Below are 16,821 nucleotides of genomic sequence, written 5' to 3'. Positions count from 1 at the left end.
GTATTACTGTTTTGTTTATAAGGAAATGGCAATGGTAACAGAGATTGCCTCTCTACTTTCTTCTTATCCAAAAAAGCAAGTCCAAATGATTCAGAGCAAAACACTTATCTAATCCTTTTTAATTGTATGTTATGTTATATTTAGACTACAGAAATAATCGTCATAATTAAATGGAAGGATCCGTAAATAGATAAACTAATCATCGTGGCTAACATCGTTTTTCTTGTTGATTTTATGATTGTATTTCCTATAATAATCGCTAAATAAAAGAACACCCCAAACATAAACACTTTATAGAGGATTAAATCATGTCTTGATAACCATTCTATGATCGAAAAGCCACTCCAAATGATTAGTTGAAATAAAATTGCCGTATAAATCTTCAAGAAAAACCACCACCCTTCCTTCCTAAAACCTAACAATTAATACTAGTATATGTATCAATCTTTTGTTTTATTTTATAATTATTTTCTTCAAAAAAACAGTAATATGGCTGGACGGAATAAAGCTGACTATATGAAAAATGGATAAAATTAATAGATTTCTTTCCTTTTTAAAGTCAAAAAAAAGCCCTCTTATAAAGAGGACTTCTTTTTTTAGCAATTAACGTAAGATATGAATTGGGTTACCAATTGCAACTTCCGCTGCTTCCATTGTTACCTCACCTAAAGTTGGGTGAGCATGGATAGTCATAGCTAAATCTTCAGCTGTCATACCAGCTTCGATTGCTAAACCTAATTCAGCGATCATATCAGATGCACTTGGACCAGCGATTTGAGCACCGATTACAAGACCATCTTCTTTACGTGTAACAAGCTTCATGAAACCTTCAGCATCATTAAGTGCTAATGCACGTCCGTTTGCTGCAAATGGGAATTTAGCAGCTTTCACTTCGATACCAGCTTCTTTAGCTGATGCTTCTGTGTGACCAACTGTAGCTAATTCTGGCTCAGAGAATACAACTGCAGGAATTCCTAAATAGTCGATTTCTGCATTATGTCCAGCAATAACTTCAGCAGCAATTTTACCTTCATAAGAAGCTTTATGAGCTAATGGAGGACCAGAAACAACATCACCGATAGCAAAGATATTGCTTACAGTTGTACGGCATTGCTTATCTGTCTTAATGATTCCGCGTTCGCCTAATTCGATACCAACTTGTTCTAATCCAAGTTCGTCTGTATTAGGTTTTCTACCAACCATTACGAATACATAATCAGCTTCAACTGATTTTTCTTCGCCTTTAACTTCATATTTAACAACAACGCCAGTGTCCGTTTCTTCTACACCTTTAGCCATTGCTTTAGTGATGATTTCAGCACCTTTTTTCTTTAAGTTACGAGTAACTAATGAAGACATTTGTTTCTCGAAACCACCAAGAATTTCATCAGCACCTTCTAGGATAGTCACTTGAGTACCAAAGTTAGCGTAAGCTCCACCTAATTCAGTACCAACATATCCTCCACCGATTACAACAATTTTCTCTGGAATTTCTTGAAGTGCAAGAGCACCAGTTGAATCAAGAACTCGCTTAGAGAATTTGAAAGTAGGGATTTCGATTGGACGAGATCCTGTTGCGATAATTGCGTTTTTAAAAGTATAAGTTTGAGATGATTTTTCATCCATTACTTTTAATGTGTTAGCATCTACGAAATATGCTTCCCCATATGCAATATCAATTTTGTTCCCTTTTAAAAGTCCTTCTACTCCACCAGTAAGTTTTTTAACAACACTGTCTTTCCAAGCTTGAACTTTTGAGAAGTCAACTTTTACATTTTCAGTTGTAATACCCATGTCTGCAGAATGTGCAGCATGCTCATAACGGTGTCCAGCAGAGATTAAAGCTTTAGAAGGAATACATCCAACGTTTAAGCAAACTCCACCTAATACGTTTTTCTCAACAATTGTAACTTTTTGTCCTAATTGTGCTGCGCGAATTGCTGCAACATATCCACCAGGACCCGCACCAATGACTATAGTATCTGTTTCAATAGGAAAATCTCCAACTACCATGTTTTACGCCTCCATTAACAATAGTTCTGGATCGTTCAATAAACGCTTAATATGATTCATTGCATTTTGAGCAGTAGCTCCGTCGATCATTCTGTGGTCAAAGCTTAAAGAAAGTGCTAATACAGGAGCAGCAACAATTTCTCCATCTTGAACGATAGCTTTTTCAGCAATACGACCAATACCTAAAATAGCAACTTCAGGATGGTTGATTACTGGAGTAAACCATTGTCCACCAGCAGAACCAATGTTAGAAATTGTGCAAGATGCACCTTTCATTTCAGCTGGAGCTAATTTACCGTCTCTTGCTTTAACAGCAAGTTCATTAATTTCGTTAGAGATGTTAAAGATACCTTTACGATCAGCATTTTTAACAACAGGAACTAATAAACCTTTTTCTGTATCAGCAGCAATACCGATATTATAGTAATGCTTATGAACGATTTCGCTTGTAGCATCATCTAATGATGTGTTTAAAGCAGGGAATTCTTTTAGTGCACTTGTTAAAGCTTTTACTACATAAGGTAAGAATGTTAATTTAATACCTTTTGCTGCAGCAACTTCTTTATATTTCTTACGATGTGCAACTAATTTAGACACTTCCACTTCATCCATCAATGTTACGTGAGGAGCAGTATGCTTAGAGTTTACCATTGCTTTAGCAATCGCTTTTCTAATTCCACTCATTTTCTCACGAGTTTCTGGGAAATCACCTTCTGGAATAGCAAGTGGCTTAGGAGCTTCCGTTGCTGTTTCAGCTGGAGCAGCTTCTGCAGCTGGTTGGCTAGCAGGTGTTGCACCACCATTTAAGTAAGCATCAATATCTTCTTTTGAAATACGTCCGTTTTTACCAGAACCAGAAACAGCTTGAATTTCTACGCCTTTATCACGAGCATATTTACGTACAGAAGGCATTGCAATAATGCGTCTGCTTGGATCAACATCTGCTTCTTGTGCTTTGCTTTCTTCAGCAGCATCAGGTTTTGCTTCTTCAGCATCAGCTGGAGCTTCATCACCATGATCGCCTTTGAATTGAAGATTTTCATATCCAGGAGCATCAAATGTAATTAAAATATCGCCTACAACTGCTACTGTTCCTTCTTCAACCTTAACTTCTTCTACAGTACCTTCAACAGGAGAAGGTATTTCTACTACTGCTTTATCATTTTGCACTTCACATAATACATCATCTTCTTGAACTTTATCGCCTGGTTTAACAAACCATTTTACGATTTCGCCTTCGTGAATACCTTCACCAATATCAGGCAATCTAAATTGAAAAGCCAATGTGACAACCTCCTAATAATCTTATGAAAAAATTTTCTTCGTTCAACTAACTTATCTTCTAATTGTTGCGTAAATATTATTCGGTATTAATTAGAAAGTTAGAACTTTTTTAGCTGTTTCAATAATATCTTTAAAGTTTGGAAGCCATACAGTTTCAGCTTGTGTAAATGCAAATACAGTATCTGGTGCAGTTACACGTAAAACTGGAGCTTCTAAGCTTAGAATTGCACGATCATTGATTTCAGCAACAACATTAGCCGCAATACCAGCTTGTTTTTGTGCTTCTTGAACAACAACTGCTCTACCTGTTTTTTCAACAGATCCAATGATTGTATCGATATCAAGTGGGCTTACAGTACGTAAGTCAACTACTTCCACTGAATATCCTTCTTTTTCTAATTCTTCTGCTGCTTTAATAGACTCTTGAACCATCGCTCCATAAGTAATGATAGAAAGGTCTTTACCTTCACGCTTTACATCCGCTTTTCCAAGAGGAATAGTGTACTCTTCTTCTGGAACTTCTTGACGGAATGAACGGTATAATTTCATATGCTCTAAGAAGATAACAGGATCGTTATCGCGAATAGCAGAAATTAACAAACCTTTAGCGTCATAAGGAGTAGATGGGATAACAACTTTAAGACCAGGTTGTTGTGCCATTAATCCTTCTAAGCTGTCCGCATGAAGTTCAGGAGTATGAACCCCACCACCAAATGGTGAACGAATAGTTACAGGTGCGTTGTAACGTCCACCTGAACGATAGCGCATACGAGCCATTTGTCCAGAAATACTGTCCATTACTTCATATACGAAACCAAAGAATTGAATTTCAGGTACTGGACGGTAACCTTGAAGTCCTAAACCGATTGCTAAACCACCAATTCCAGATTCAGCTAATGGAGTATCAAATACACGATCTTCACTGAATTCTTTTTGAAGACCTTCTGTCGCACGGAATACACCGCCGTTTACACCTACGTCTTCTCCAAATACTAATACATTTGGATCATTACGTAATTCTGTGCGTAACGCATCAGTGATTGCTTGAATCATTGTCATTTGCGCCATGGCTTACTTCGACTCCTTTGCTGCATAAATTTCATATTGTTCTTGAAGATTAACTGGTAGCTCTTCATACATGATGTTCATTAAGTCAGTTACTTTTTGTTTTGGAGCTTCGTCAGCAATTTTGATTGCTTCTTTAATTTCTTCTTTAGCACGCTCAATTACTTCGTTTTCTTTTTCTTCGTTCCAAATGCCTTTGTTTTCAAGGAATTTACGGAAGCGCACTAATGGGTCTTTCTTTTCCCACTCGCTGTCAAGATCAGCTGTACGGTAACGAGTTGGGTCATCTCCAGCCATTGTATGTGGACCATAACGGTAAGTTAAAGTTTCGATTAATGTTGGACCTTCACCATTGATTGCTCTTTCACGAGCTTCACGAACAGCAGCATAAACTGCTAAAGCGTCCATACCATCTACTTGAATTCCAGGAATCCCTGCAGCAACTGCTTTTTGAGCAATTGTTTTCGCAGCAGATTGTTTCTCAACTGGAGTAGAAATTGCAAAACGGTTATTTTGTACAACGAAAATTGCAGGAGCTTTGAATGCACCAGCAAAGTTAATTCCTTCATAGAAATCACCTTGTGAAGCACCACCATCACCTGTATACGTAATTGCAACAGATTTAGCACCACGTTTTTTCATTCCTAATGCTACACCAGCAGTTTGGATGTATTGTGCACCGATAATGATTTGTGGAGAAATTACGTTTACACCTTCAGGAATTTGATTTCCTTGGAAGTGACCACGTGAGAATAAGAATGCTTGAGATAAAGGAAGCCCGTGCCAAATAATTTGCGGAACATCACGATATCCTGGAAGAATAAAATCTTCTTTTTCTAATGCAAATTGTGAAGCTAATTGAGAAGCCTCTTGTCCTGCAGTAGGTGCATAGAAACCTAGGCGACCTTGTCTGTTTAATGAGATAGAGCGTTGATCAAGAATACGTGTATATACCATACGAGTCATTAATTCTTGTAATTGCTCATCACTTAAATCAGGCATTGCAGATTCGTTTACAACTTCGCCCTCTTCATTTAGAATCTGAAGTGTTTGAAATTGGTTTGCCACTTGTTCAAGCTGTGCTTGCACATCAAATTGTGCCTTCTTTGTTTTAGAAGCCATTAAAGCCACCCTTTCCTTTCATATTAAAAGACTTTTTTCTGTAAAAACAAATAGATGTTTACAATGTGTTTGAATGTGGTAAACATTCAGTTGGGTAACGCTTTCTATTACTTACAGCATATCACTTTAAGTAACAAAAAAAACCATACTAAAACAGTTTTCCACAAATTACGCAAGAAAAAACGTCTTATAAATTAATTCGGTTTCCGTATAGACTGTATCAATTATTAATATGTAAATATTAATACAACTGTTCAATACATTTATAAGTTTAATATACTTAAATATTATCCGTCAATCTTTAAGCTCTAAGTTTTTATTATTTTTTACATAAAATTAATACAACTGTATTATTTATAAAACTACATCTGTATTATACAGATACCACTATTTACAACTGTTTTATAATAATTTTCCTCCTTGTCGAATAAACACATTATTGCGATTAAAGAATACAGAAGTACAGTAACAACAGTTTCTATCATTAAATGTATTTTAATTCGCAGGAATTTCCGTAAAACTTTTGCTAATTCTCACCTCCACCATTGTGCCATGTTGGTCCATCTTTAGACAGCCACGTATTTCAAAAAAATTTATTTTCCCCTATAAAAAAACCACAGTAACAGTTTGTCCAATTCAGCAATTTTCTTGCTCCTTGACAGATTCTGTTCCTGCGGTAAATGAAAATAAAACTTGGAAGACATAAAAAAATATAAAAAAGCTACTTACTCCTCTTCCTTCTCATCACTCATCTTAATTTTTATTCCTGCTTCATTATAGAAGTCTACTTTTAGTTCATTATATTTTTTCGTCAGTTCATTAAAGGTTTGATTATTTTCATACACTTTTTCATATGTTTCATTTATTTTCTTTACTTGCTTTTCTAAATCATCCATATTCACATCTTCATCTTTAAACATTTCATATAGTTTTTTATCACTGTTAAGCCCTTCTATGTAATTAGCGTATAATTTATCATGTTCTTCATAACGGGCCATCATTGTTTTATAAAGTTCGTCTGCTTTTTCTTTTAGCTCTTTATCTTCTTTTTCTTCTAGTTCTTCCATATCAGTTGTAATTGTCTCAAACTTTTCTTGCGACTGTTTAATGCTTTCTGCTTCTTTATCCATATATTCTTTTCTCTTGGCAATAGATTCTATGGCCTCATCTGATAATTTTGTGATTTCATCCATATCTTCTAAGCCAAGACTAATTATTTCGGAATAGATGTCTTGTTCTTTCTTCTCTAAAGTCACAAGAGGCTCTTGCTGCTCTTCAAAGCCAATTTCAATTTCAACCACTTCTTCTAGTTTTTCATACATTTTCTCACTTGGAGACTGAAAATTACATCCAGCAGCAATCATTGCAAATAGCAAGATTGTACTAAACAATAGCATACTTCGTTTCATCTGTTTCCTCCTCACTTTCTTATTACTATATCGATTCTTCTGTATTTTTACAATAACGGTTGGCTTATTATTACTCCCTTTTCCTTATTACTAACCCTTTTTAATTCCGTCATAATATAGTGTTATTCAATTTAAGTAAAATGAAACGGTTTATATATTAAACATATTAGCCTGTCCTATAATATATTATGGGTATATATGATTATCTTATTGCATAAAGTACTATTCTCTTGTATTAACTTTTCATTCTTTCTCTGTTAGACTACTTTATAGATAGAACAAGGAAGTGATTATGATGATAACAATGGCAGATATTATTCGGGATGGTCATCCAACATTAAGAAGAGTAGCAGCAGAAGTTACAATGCCACCAAGTCAAGAAGATAAAGAAATTTTAAAAAGCTTACTTGAATATGTAATAAATAGTCAAGACCCTGAATTAGCGGAAAAATATGGTTTAAGAGGCGGTGTTGGATTAGCTGCACCACAAATAAATGTTTCCAAACGAATGATTGCTGTTCATGTTAAAGATGAAAATGGCAAGCAATATAGCTACGCCCTTTTCAATCCAAAAATCATTAGCCATTCGGTTGAAAAAGCCTATTTAACTACAGGAGAAGGTTGCCTATCTGTAGACGAAGCCATCCCAGGATTTGTGCCAAGATATGCAAGAATCACATTAAAAGCTATTGATTTAGATGGCAAGGAAGTAAAGCTACGACTAAAGGGCTTACCAGCTATTGTATTCCAACACGAAATTGATCATTTAAATGGTGTCATGTTCTATGATTACATTAATGAAAATGATCCTTTTCTTCCTATTGAAAATGCAATTCCAGTGGAAAGATAGAGTTAAGAACATTCCTTCTTTCCTCCTGGTTCGATCATTTAATAAATTTCTTCGAGCCTTCTTCTCCCTTCCACTCCTAAACAATTACAATAGAAATAAATCAATCTTCTTGCTTCCCCTCTTCCATTAGAGGGGACCCATTCGCTTTCATATAAAGTTAATTATTACGAAATAAAAGCCTATTTTACAATTACCAACATTAACCATGAGAATCCTGCAATAAATTTCATATACTATTACTATAAAAGGCTGTTTTTAATAAGATTGTTGTTATCATATATAAAAAAGCCTATTAAATGAACGAACCATTCGATGTGATTTAACACATGTAAAATCACCTTCAGTTAAAAAAAGAAAGAATCGGTAAAAAAACAACATCTCAAAAAACTATTTTTTTACAAAAAGAAAATATAAAATGTGAAGATGACTTTACTTTGTACAAGAATGGTTTAAAATAGAATTAAGGAGATGATCCACTATGTTAAAGAAGCTAAGAAAAAAGCTCTTAAAACAGTGGAAAGATTTACTGCGTAAAAAAACAATAGCTTAAAAAAATTGAAGGGTATTCTTATGGTCCGACCTATGCCACGCTTTGTTAAATATAGTGGTTATTATACCACTATATAAACCAAGCTTAGTGGGAAGAGTCTGACCTTTTATTTTATAAAGATTTAAATATATTTTACATAATAAAGTTGATTATCTTTCAAACAATGGATTTTGATAATAATTGCTATTAAAAGAAAAAACATGAAAAACATGTTATTTTTTTATATAATAATTTTAGATATAAATGATTAAGGAGCGAATTACCATGATATTTAAAGTATATTTTCAAGATTTAAAAACAGAGGTACCAGTAAGAGAAAACACAAGAACAATATATGTTAAAGGTGTTTCTGAAAGAGATGTTAGAACAAAATTGGCAGAAAAACCATATAATATCGAGTTTATAACTCGTGTAGAAGGTGCATTCTTAGAGTATGAACAACAAAACGAAGACTTTACAGTATTGGAGATTGAATAATGAAATTTGTAAAAAATGATCAAACTGCTGTATTTGCCCTCGGTGGACTAGGGGAAATCGGTAAAAATACTTATGGTGTCCAGTTTCAAGACGAAATTATTTTAATTGATGCTGGTATTAAATTTCCGGAGGACGAGCTTTTAGGAATTGACTATGTTATTCCCGATTATACTTTCTTGGAGAAGAATGTAGACAAAATTAAAGGCTTATTTATCACGCATGGTCACGAAGATCATATTGGTGGTATTCCTTACCTTTTAAGACAAGTTAATATCCCTGTATATGGTGGAAAATTAGCATTAGCACTTGTTCGTAATAAGTTAGAAGAGCATGGACTATTGCGTCAAACTACGATGCATGAAATTCAAGAAGATGATGTGATTAAATTTAGAAAAACATCTGTTTCCTTCTTTCGAACAACTCATAGTATACCTGATTCCTATGGTATTGTCGTGAAAACTCCACCAGGAAACATCGTACACACTGGAGATTTTAAATTCGATTTTACGCCCGTTGGGGAGCCTGCCAACTTAACAAAAATGGCTGAGATCGGTAAAGAAGGCGTTTTATGTTTATTATCTGACAGCACAAATAGTGAAGTGCCTAATTTCACAATGTCCGAAAAAAAGGTTGGCAAAAGTATTCATGACATATTTATTAAAGCAGATGGTAGATTGATTTTCGCTACTTTCGCTTCTAATATTTATCGTTTACAGCAAGTAACAGATGCTGCCGTAGAATTCGGTCGTAAAATCGCTGTTTTCGGAAGAAGCATGGAGGCTGCCATTAATATTGGCTTAGAGCTTGGGTTTATAAAAGCTCCAAAAGAAACCTTTGTAGATCCTCAGCAAATTAATCGTTTACCGGCTAATCAAGTTGTGATTTTATGTACAGGAAGTCAAGGCGAACCTATGGCTGCTCTTTCAAGAATTGCCAATGGAACACATAGACAAATCCAAATTATTCCTGGTGACACAGTTGTTTTCTCATCTAACCCTGTACCAGGTAATACACTAAGCGTTAATAAAACAATAAACATGCTTTTTAGAGCTGGTGCTGAAGTTATTTCTGGGCCACTTAGCAATATTCATACTTCCGGTCACGGTGGACAGCAGGAGCAAATGCTAATGCTACGACTAATTAAGCCTAAATTCTTTATGCCAATCCATGGAGAATTCAGAATGCAAAAAACACATGCCCAGACTGCTGTTGACTGTGGCGTCAAGGAAGAGAACTGCTTTATCATGGATAATGGTGAAGTATTGGCACTTTCGAGTGATACAGCGCAAGTTGCTGGTAAAATCCCATCCGGAAACGTTTATATTGACGGAAGCGGAATTGGAGATATAGGCAATATTGTATTACGCGACCGCCGAATTCTTTCAGAAGAAGGCTTAGTCGTTGTAGTAGTAAGCATTAACATGACAGACTTTAGAATCGCAGCTGGACCAGATCTTATTTCAAGAGGATTTGTATACATGCGCGAGTCTGGCGATTTAATAAATGATGCACAGAACTTAATAAGCAAGCATCTAAATAAAGTAATGGAACGCAAAACAACACAATGGTCTGAAATCAAAAACGAAATTATTGATACGATTTCTCCATTCCTTTACGAAAAAACAAAACGTAGACCAATGATTCTTCCAATAATTATGGAAGTATAACGGTATATAAAAGGCGCTGTATGTTCAATTCTTGAACATACAGCGCCTTTTTTTCGGTTATGAAAGTATTTTTAAAAAACTAAATAATTATAAGTCTAGCACCATAAACCCAATATCTTTCTTTCATTTGTACTGTATTTAGGCAAGAGTCCTCGCTTTTTCTTATTAATGATTAAGACATTACCTTTTTTTCAAAACGATTAATATCTGAATCCGCACCAATAACAATCAAAATATCATTTTCTCTTATTGGTTCTGATGCCTGAGGAGAAACAATAATCTCCTTGTCTCTTTTTATAGCAACAATCGTGATTCCATATCTCGCACGAATATCTAAATCAATAATGGAACGACCATCTAATTTGTGGCTAGCCTTAATTTCCACAATACTATGTTCATCAGAAAGCTCCAAATAATCAAGGACATTATTAGAAACAATATTATGCGCAATCCTCTTCCCCATATCTCTTTCTGGATGAACTACTGCATCTGCTCCTATTTTACTCAACACCTTCTCATGATAATCATTTTGAGCCTTTACCGTTATATTTTTAACACCTAGCTCCTTTAACATTAAAGTAGTTAAAATACTCGCTTGTATATCCTCGCCTATCGCAACTATAACGTGATCAAAATTACGGATTCCAAGACTCTTTAATACCGTTTCATCTACTGCATTACCGACCACTGCATGTGAAACTAGATTTGCATATTCATTTACTTTTTCTTCACTTTTATCAATTACCATAACATCCATACCTAGTTCCGTTAATTCCCGACAAATACTGCCTCCAAATCTTCCTAGGCCAATTACCGCAAATGCTCTTTTCACTATTAAATCCTCCAACTATCGTATAAATTTTATCTCGCATCACATGTATTATTATCTCCTATAATAAACATTCATTTTAAGCGAGAAGCAACACCTATTCATAACTATCTTATCAATGCCAGTTAAAACTCCTAAATAATGATGTTTCCCGTTATCTAATGAAACGCCATTATTATAACATTAATTGAAGCTGTATTGATATACTTTCCAGATGCCAAATTATATTCGCTAAGTTCTGTCTAATTGGCCATTTAATACTCGACTTATTCGGGTATCTAACATTTTCAAATTAATCCCGCCAGCCTGATAGTATCGTAATTTCCCAGCCTGATCAAATAAATAATAAGATGGCACATATTCATTTGAAAATGCTTTGGCTAGCTGAAATTCATGATCTACATAAATGGATTGTGTCATCTTATATTCCTCCACCGTTTTTTTCACTAATTCTATGTTCAAATCATGTTCCGAACGAGGAAAATGTACAGAGATAACAGTCAAATTTTCTTGATAAAAATCTCTGTATTGGTTTAGTTCTGACATAGCCCTTTTACAAAAATAACAGCTTATAGACCAAAAGTGAATTAAAGTTACTTTATTTCCACCTTTCTCCATTCCTTTTGTTTCTCCATTAATCCATAGTGTCGGAGCACCCCATTCGGGAAGTGGATCACCTATTTTCACAGTAGTATTTACCCTCTTTCCTTTTCTCTCTAAAAAATATTAATATAACCTCTAGTTTATCAAATACATATAAGGGAATAAAAAGAAAATACTTGGCTAGTTAATTTTTACAAAAGGAGTACAGCATTAAATGTTCTATTTAAACAATTTAAAAACCTATATACAAACCATACATTGGGGAGACTTCTTCTTAAATACTGCCCTTGTAGCAATAAAAATACTGCTTATCCTTCTTAGCTATCTTCTAATTAAAAAAATGGCTAAGCAGCTAATAAATAAATTATTCGAATCCTATATTAAAAAAAACTCTATCTCTAGAGGTAGAGCTTTTACACTGGAGAGCCTGATTAATAACCTAATTACCTATGTACTATTTTTCATTCTCATTATAACCATACTCCAATTGCTCGGTATCGATGCTACAGCAATATTGGCTGGTGCAGGAATTATAGGATTAGCAGTCGGCTTTGGAGCTCAAGGACTTGTTAGTGACCTAGTGTCAGGATTTTTTATCCTATTAGAAAAACAATTAGATGTTGGGGAACTTATAACGATTGGAGAATTTTCAGGCACAGTAGAACAAGTTGGCCTTAGAACAACCCAAATACGAGCAGCAGATGGCACTTTACACTTTATCCCGAATCGAGAAATTACACAGCTTAGTAATCATTCCCGGGGAGAAATGCAAGCTCTAGTGGATATAGATATTTCAGTCAACAATGATTTGCAGAGAACATTAGAAATACTACAGCAAGTTTGTGAACGTATTGCAGACGAAAACGACACTATAACAGATGGCCCAAATCTAATTGGTATACAAAATTTAGGTGCAAATACGATTACAATAAGAATAATTGCAAAAACAAAAAATATGGAGCAATGGGGAATGGAACGCTTGATTAGACAGGAAGCGAAAGTCGCGCTTGATGAAAATGGGATTCAATTCCCACAAGCACCCCTAGTGATTGAAAAAGAAAATTAATGCTTTAAAAAAGCTTACTGCTATTATTCCAATATAAAGCAGTAAGCTTTTTGTTTACAAATAAGCAACCGTCCGAACAATTAATTTCCTTTTTTCATTAAATACGCAGTTAAAACATTAACAGCTACTTGTAATGCGTCTTCTTTCGGATTAAGCTTGCTATGATGTAAACCATATGGAGAATCAACACCTAGCCAAAACATAAACCCTGGAATGTCCTTTAACATATAGCCAAAATCTTCGCCCGTCATTGCTTCTTTGCATTCCAACACATTTGCTTCTGTTTCGTATTCAATAAAATCCATAAACTCTCTTGTTAATGGCTCATTATTATAGACTTGATAATAACCACTACCGAAATCAATCGTACTCTCACAGTCATAGCCAATTTCAATACCATTCACCAAAGCTTGGACACGTTTCTTTACTTTATCCATTGCCTCACTTGAAAGGGTTCGCATTGTCCCTTCTAGTCTTGCATTTTCAGCAATGACATTTTGCACAGTTCCACCTGTGATTTTTCCGATGGTCACAACAGCACTATCGAGCGGATCAATATTCCTGGATACAACAGACTGAAGCTGGGAAACCAGACTACATGCTGCAACTACCATATCATTAGTAAGATGTGGGTATGCTGCATGCCCGCCTTTCCCTTTTAAATCAATAAAAAGCTCAGAAGTGTTTGCAAATAGCAAGCCCGGCTTTACTGCGATGGTGCCTACTGGATATTCAGGAGCTACGTGAAGAGCCAGGATAATATCAGGCATCCATTCTTTAAGCTCCTTACTTTCAAGCATAGGCTTTGCTCCGCCTGGTCCTTCTTCAGCAGGCTGAAAAATAAACACAACATTATCTTTAATAGGAGTTTCCATTATATTTGCAAGTAAGCCTAAAGCAATGGTCATATGAAAATCATGTCCACAAGCATGCATTTCTGTAGGGTGCTCAGATAGAAATGGTAATTCCGTTTCTTCAACAATTGGCAATCCATCAATATCTGCTCGGTAGCCAATCGTTTTCGTTGGGTTAAGTCCATGAACCTTAACAATAATCCCCGTTTTCCATGTTCTTATTTCTACTCGTTCATTTGAAAAGCTTTGAATTTTTCCGAGTAAATATTGTTGTGTTTTAAATTCCTTAAATCCAAGCTCTGGAATTTTATGCAAATCTCTGCGGATTTGGATTAAATCAATCGTATTCCCCATATAAATCCCCTTCTCTTCCTATTTTCTGATGAATGCTTTCCTTTTCTCTATTTCTAAAACAAAAGCGTGGAAACTTCTCCACGCTTTACACTGAAAATTATAGTTGACGTAGCTCTTGCATAATTTCCGTTTTTGATTTAGTTTTATCATCAATTTCTTTAACTACACGTGCAGGAGCTCCTGCAACTAATGTGTTTGCTGGGACATCTTCTAGTACAATAGAGCCTGCAGCTACTACAGATCCTTGACCAACTGTAACTCCTTCAACGATAACTGCATTTGCGCCCACTAATACATCATCTTCAATGATAACTGGTTTAGCAGAAGGTGGCTCAATAACACCTGCTAATACTGCACCTGCACCAATATGGCAGTTCTTCCCTACGGTAGCACGTCCACCCATAATAACGCCCATATCAATCATTGTACCTTCGCCAATTGCAGCACCAATATTTATAACTGCACCCATCATGATTACTGCTTTGTCGCCAATATCCACTTGATCACGAATAATAGCACCTGGCTCAATACGCGCTTTAATATTTTTTAAGTCTAGTAAAGGAATTGCAGAGTTTCTACGATCATTTTCAATCACATAATCTGTAACTTTGTCCTGGTTTCCTTCGATGACACTTTGAATATCAGCCCATTCTCCGAAAACTACACCAGAATTTCCACTGATAAAGGTTTGAACATTTTCACCAAAATCAACTGCAGATAAATCGCCTTTCACGTATACCTTTACCGGTGTAGATTTTGTACTATTTTGAATAAATGAAATAATTTCATTTGCATCCATCATTTTCATAAACTAATACCTCCATTATGTATATATGCAATACTAAAAATTACTTTACCAAACAAAAGTGATGAAAACAAGCCATAAATACTAACTTTTATCTTCGATTCATCCCTTTCCCCTTTTTTCTTCTTCCAGATATTCGTGAACAATTTCTAAAAAAGCTTGTACCTGTTTTAATTGAAAAGTTGCTTCATAGCCAATTAACCAAGTTCCTCTTGTGATTGGCTCATTATAATCATTAAATAACGGAATTCGGGAAAGTGCATCATCTACTTTTTTTAAGGCAATAGAAGGAAGTATACTATAACCAATCCCATTAAAAGAAAGCTGTTTACATGTTTCAATCTGATCCACGACAATAGTATTGTTCGGAGGCAGTTGAAAATTCCGATGCCACCAAACCTGTATTTCTTCGTAATAGTTTGAATCACTTTTAAATTGGATAAACGGCCGATTCGTTAAAGCAATATCCTCAAGCTTCGCAATTTCTCGATCCACTAAATAAAGGGGGTCATCAAATAAATGAATTTTAATTCCCTTCCAATCGGATACTCCTCTTACAATACCTATATGCATACTATCCTCAGAAACAGATTTCATCATATCGCTACTCCAGCCTGTTACTAATGATACCTTTGCCTGAGGATAGCGCTCAACAAATCGTTTTAAGACCTCCGGAAGCCAGTTCTGTCCTACGATACTTGCAACAGCTATCTTTAATGTTCCATACACTTCTTCTTTGAAAGCATGAATGGATTCTTTCACTTCTTCTTCTTTCTTTAGCGTTTCCATTGCGAATTTCGTTACTAATTCGCCAGCAGCAGTAAGCGAAAGCCCTCTTTGTGACCTAATAAATAATGGTGTCCCCCAATCTTTCTCGATATTTTGCAGCCTTTGAGAAAGGGCGGGTTGTGTGACAAAAAGTCTTTCTGCTGCTTTTCTCATATTCATTTCTTGTGCAAGAACGGTTAATAATTTTAATTCAGAAATCGTTGACATGATAGTATCCTCATATAAAAAATTTGTTATCAAAAGAGGGAAAGAACTCTAATGAAGAGGTGAATAAGAGCGGCTACAGTAGGTGAAAGGAATTTAATTGTTATAGATTATTGGTGATTGTTTTGATGTAAATAATTGTTAAGTCGCTTTAATATTGCTCTTCTCGTTAAAATCCCTTCAAAATAGCCATCTTCTGTTTCTACACAAATAAAAGGATGGTCTACCAAATGTTTAATCGTATGTAATACAGAACTATTACTCTTCACTCTCGGCATTACAGTGTTCATAATTGTTTCTACTTTTATTTCTTCTAATTTTTCAAATTCAATTCTTTCTAGTCCAAGTATACTCTCCATAATAATTGGCGTACTCACCAATCCATGGAGCTTATAATGTGCATCTAATACAGGGATTGCTGAGTATCCACTTTTTGTTAAGACTAGCAGAGCGTGTTCTAAACTGTTTCCTACCTGTACATGTGCAACCCGTTCAGACGGAATTAATAAATCATTTAAAGTGATGTTTAAAAACTCTTCGCTGTGCATACTTATCATAGCCGAAAACTCCTCACAAAATATATTTATACCTCATTTTATCACAGTTTCCGGCTTAATGCTCCTTTAACCCTTACTCGTTTTTATATTCCTTACAAGTAGTTGACAATGAGGGCATTGAAAGATTACATTTTGATTAGATTGAGCTGTCAGTACATTCTCTAATTTTTCCTCACGAGAGCATTCTGGACAAATAACCGTTGGCATCATGTTTATCACCTCAACTATTAGTATGGATTCACTTGCTTTTTTCATGTAGTAAAATTAAAAGTATAAAAAAAGCTTTCTGCATTTGGGTATCCGTAAATGCAAAAAGCTTCTTA

General features: G+C 35.1%; 16 protein-coding genes. 4 read left to right on the top strand and 12 right to left on the bottom strand.

The window, feature by feature from the left end; genetic code table 11:
- Positions 1-140: 140 nt before the first annotated feature.
- The 6 genes from ACWNMZ_RS11045 to ACWNMZ_RS11020 form a co-directional block, all read right to left on the bottom strand.
- On the bottom strand, positions 141-386 hold the full coding sequence (locus ACWNMZ_RS11045; RefSeq protein ID WP_031534215.1) for a hypothetical protein: 246 nt from the start codon (positions 384-386) through the stop codon (positions 141-143).
- A gap of 217 nt (positions 387-603) precedes the next feature.
- Positions 604-2,013, bottom strand: a complete 1,410-nt coding sequence (lpdA, locus tag ACWNMZ_RS11040; protein WP_031534213.1) for a dihydrolipoyl dehydrogenase — start codon at positions 2,011-2,013, stop codon at positions 604-606.
- Between the two features lie 3 nt (positions 2,014-2,016).
- A complete protein-coding gene (locus tag ACWNMZ_RS11035) occupies positions 2,017-3,297 on the bottom strand; it encodes a dihydrolipoamide acetyltransferase family protein (RefSeq protein ID WP_251627358.1) in 1,281 nt (426 codons plus the stop codon).
- 90 nt (positions 3,298-3,387) lie between these two features.
- Entirely contained in the window at positions 3,388-4,365 is a 978-nt protein-coding gene (locus ACWNMZ_RS11030) for an alpha-ketoacid dehydrogenase subunit beta (protein WP_031534209.1), read from the bottom strand.
- 3 nt (positions 4,366-4,368) lie between these two features.
- Positions 4,369-5,484, bottom strand: coding sequence for a pyruvate dehydrogenase (acetyl-transferring) E1 component subunit alpha (gene pdhA, locus ACWNMZ_RS11025; protein WP_031534208.1), 1,116 nt, complete (start codon positions 5,482-5,484; stop codon positions 4,369-4,371).
- Between the two features lie 725 nt (positions 5,485-6,209).
- The gene (locus ACWNMZ_RS11020; protein WP_251627360.1) at positions 6,210-6,893 is read right to left on the bottom strand and encodes a YkyA family protein; all 684 of its coding nucleotides are present in this window, start codon (positions 6,891-6,893) and stop codon (positions 6,210-6,212) included.
- A 295-nt stretch (positions 6,894-7,188) separates the two neighbouring features.
- Here ACWNMZ_RS11020 and def point away from each other — a divergent pair, with 295 nt between their 5' ends.
- From def to rnjA, 3 genes are all read left to right on the top strand, one after another.
- Positions 7,189-7,743 carry a peptide deformylase gene (gene def / locus ACWNMZ_RS11015; protein WP_031534205.1) on the top strand — a complete coding sequence of 185 codons (555 nt, stop codon included), beginning with the start codon at positions 7,189-7,191 and terminating at the stop codon, positions 7,741-7,743.
- Positions 7,744-8,557: 814 nt separating this feature from the next.
- Positions 8,558-8,770 (top strand): DNA-dependent RNA polymerase subunit epsilon, encoded by a 213-nt coding sequence (locus tag ACWNMZ_RS11010; protein ID WP_031534203.1) that lies wholly within the window; start codon positions 8,558-8,560, stop codon positions 8,768-8,770.
- The gene (gene rnjA, locus ACWNMZ_RS11005; protein ID WP_251627362.1) at positions 8,770-10,437 is read left to right on the top strand and encodes a ribonuclease J1; all 1,668 of its coding nucleotides are present in this window, start codon (positions 8,770-8,772) and stop codon (positions 10,435-10,437) included. Before ACWNMZ_RS11010 ends, rnjA begins: the two co-directional genes overlap by 1 nt.
- Positions 10,438-10,609: 172 nt before the next feature.
- Here rnjA and ACWNMZ_RS11000 read toward each other — a convergent pair whose 3' ends face one another.
- Positions 10,610-11,269, bottom strand: a complete 660-nt coding sequence (locus ACWNMZ_RS11000) for a potassium channel family protein (protein WP_031534199.1) — start codon at positions 11,267-11,269, stop codon at positions 10,610-10,612.
- A gap of 228 nt (positions 11,270-11,497) precedes the next feature.
- Entirely contained in the window at positions 11,498-11,953 is a 456-nt protein-coding gene (locus ACWNMZ_RS10995; protein WP_031534197.1) for a TlpA family protein disulfide reductase, read from the bottom strand.
- Between the two features lie 130 nt (positions 11,954-12,083).
- Between ACWNMZ_RS10995 and ACWNMZ_RS10990 the strand changes: the two genes are divergently transcribed.
- Entirely contained in the window at positions 12,084-12,935 is an 852-nt protein-coding gene (locus ACWNMZ_RS10990) for a mechanosensitive ion channel family protein (protein ID WP_251627364.1), read from the top strand.
- An 80-nt stretch (positions 12,936-13,015) separates the two neighbouring features.
- Here the strand turns inward: ACWNMZ_RS10990 and ACWNMZ_RS10985 are convergent, their stop codons facing one another.
- The 4 genes from ACWNMZ_RS10985 to cbpB all read right to left on the bottom strand — a co-directional run bounded on the left by ACWNMZ_RS10985 (position 13,016) and on the right by cbpB (position 16,498).
- Positions 13,016-14,143, bottom strand: coding sequence for an N-acetyldiaminopimelate deacetylase (locus ACWNMZ_RS10985; RefSeq protein ID WP_031534193.1), 1,128 nt, complete (start codon positions 14,141-14,143; stop codon positions 13,016-13,018).
- Positions 14,144-14,240: 97 nt separating this feature from the next.
- A complete protein-coding gene (gene dapD, locus ACWNMZ_RS10980; protein WP_251627366.1) occupies positions 14,241-14,951 on the bottom strand; it encodes a 2,3,4,5-tetrahydropyridine-2,6-dicarboxylate N-acetyltransferase in 711 nt (236 codons plus the stop codon).
- A 99-nt stretch (positions 14,952-15,050) separates the two neighbouring features.
- The gene (locus ACWNMZ_RS10975; protein ID WP_031534189.1) at positions 15,051-15,944 is read right to left on the bottom strand and encodes a LysR family transcriptional regulator; all 894 of its coding nucleotides are present in this window, start codon (positions 15,942-15,944) and stop codon (positions 15,051-15,053) included.
- A gap of 107 nt (positions 15,945-16,051) precedes the next feature.
- Positions 16,052-16,498: a cyclic-di-AMP-binding protein CbpB gene (cbpB, locus tag ACWNMZ_RS10970; protein ID WP_031534187.1), complete on the bottom strand. Its 447-nt coding sequence runs from the start codon at positions 16,496-16,498 to the stop codon at positions 16,052-16,054.
- Positions 16,499-16,821: the final 323 nt, after the last annotated feature.

The organism is Niallia sp. Marseille-Q9988, assembly GCF_976954375.1.
This window is presented reverse-complemented; position numbering and strand designations above follow the sequence as displayed.

What these genes read in the sequence shown, in the direction of transcription:
- rnjA (WP_251627362.1), top strand. Translation starts at nt 8,770, where the DNA reads ATGAAATTTGTAAAAAATGATCAAACTGCTGTATTTGCCCTCGGTGGA.
- cbpB (WP_031534187.1), bottom strand. Translation starts at nt 16,498, where the DNA reads ATGATAAGTATGCACAGCGAAGAGTTTTTAAACATCACTTTAAATGAT.
- lpdA (WP_031534213.1), bottom strand. Translation starts at nt 2,013, where the DNA reads ATGGTAGTTGGAGATTTTCCTATTGAAACAGATACTATAGTCATTGGT.
- ACWNMZ_RS11010 (WP_031534203.1), top strand. Translation starts at nt 8,558, where the DNA reads ATGATATTTAAAGTATATTTTCAAGATTTAAAAACAGAGGTACCAGTA.
- pdhA (WP_031534208.1), bottom strand. Translation starts at nt 5,484, where the DNA reads ATGGCTTCTAAAACAAAGAAGGCACAATTTGATGTGCAAGCACAGCTT.
- ACWNMZ_RS10975 (WP_031534189.1), bottom strand. Translation starts at nt 15,944, where the DNA reads ATGTCAACGATTTCTGAATTAAAATTATTAACCGTTCTTGCACAAGAA.
- def (WP_031534205.1), top strand. Translation starts at nt 7,189, where the DNA reads ATGATAACAATGGCAGATATTATTCGGGATGGTCATCCAACATTAAGA.
- ACWNMZ_RS10990 (WP_251627364.1), top strand. Translation starts at nt 12,084, where the DNA reads ATGTTCTATTTAAACAATTTAAAAACCTATATACAAACCATACATTGG.
- dapD (WP_251627366.1), bottom strand. Translation starts at nt 14,951, where the DNA reads ATGAAAATGATGGATGCAAATGAAATTATTTCATTTATTCAAAATAGT.
- ACWNMZ_RS11020 (WP_251627360.1), bottom strand. Translation starts at nt 6,893, where the DNA reads ATGAAACGAAGTATGCTATTGTTTAGTACAATCTTGCTATTTGCAATG.
- ACWNMZ_RS10985 (WP_031534193.1), bottom strand. Translation starts at nt 14,143, where the DNA reads ATGGGGAATACGATTGATTTAATCCAAATCCGCAGAGATTTGCATAAA.
- ACWNMZ_RS11030 (WP_031534209.1), bottom strand. Translation starts at nt 4,365, where the DNA reads ATGGCGCAAATGACAATGATTCAAGCAATCACTGATGCGTTACGCACA.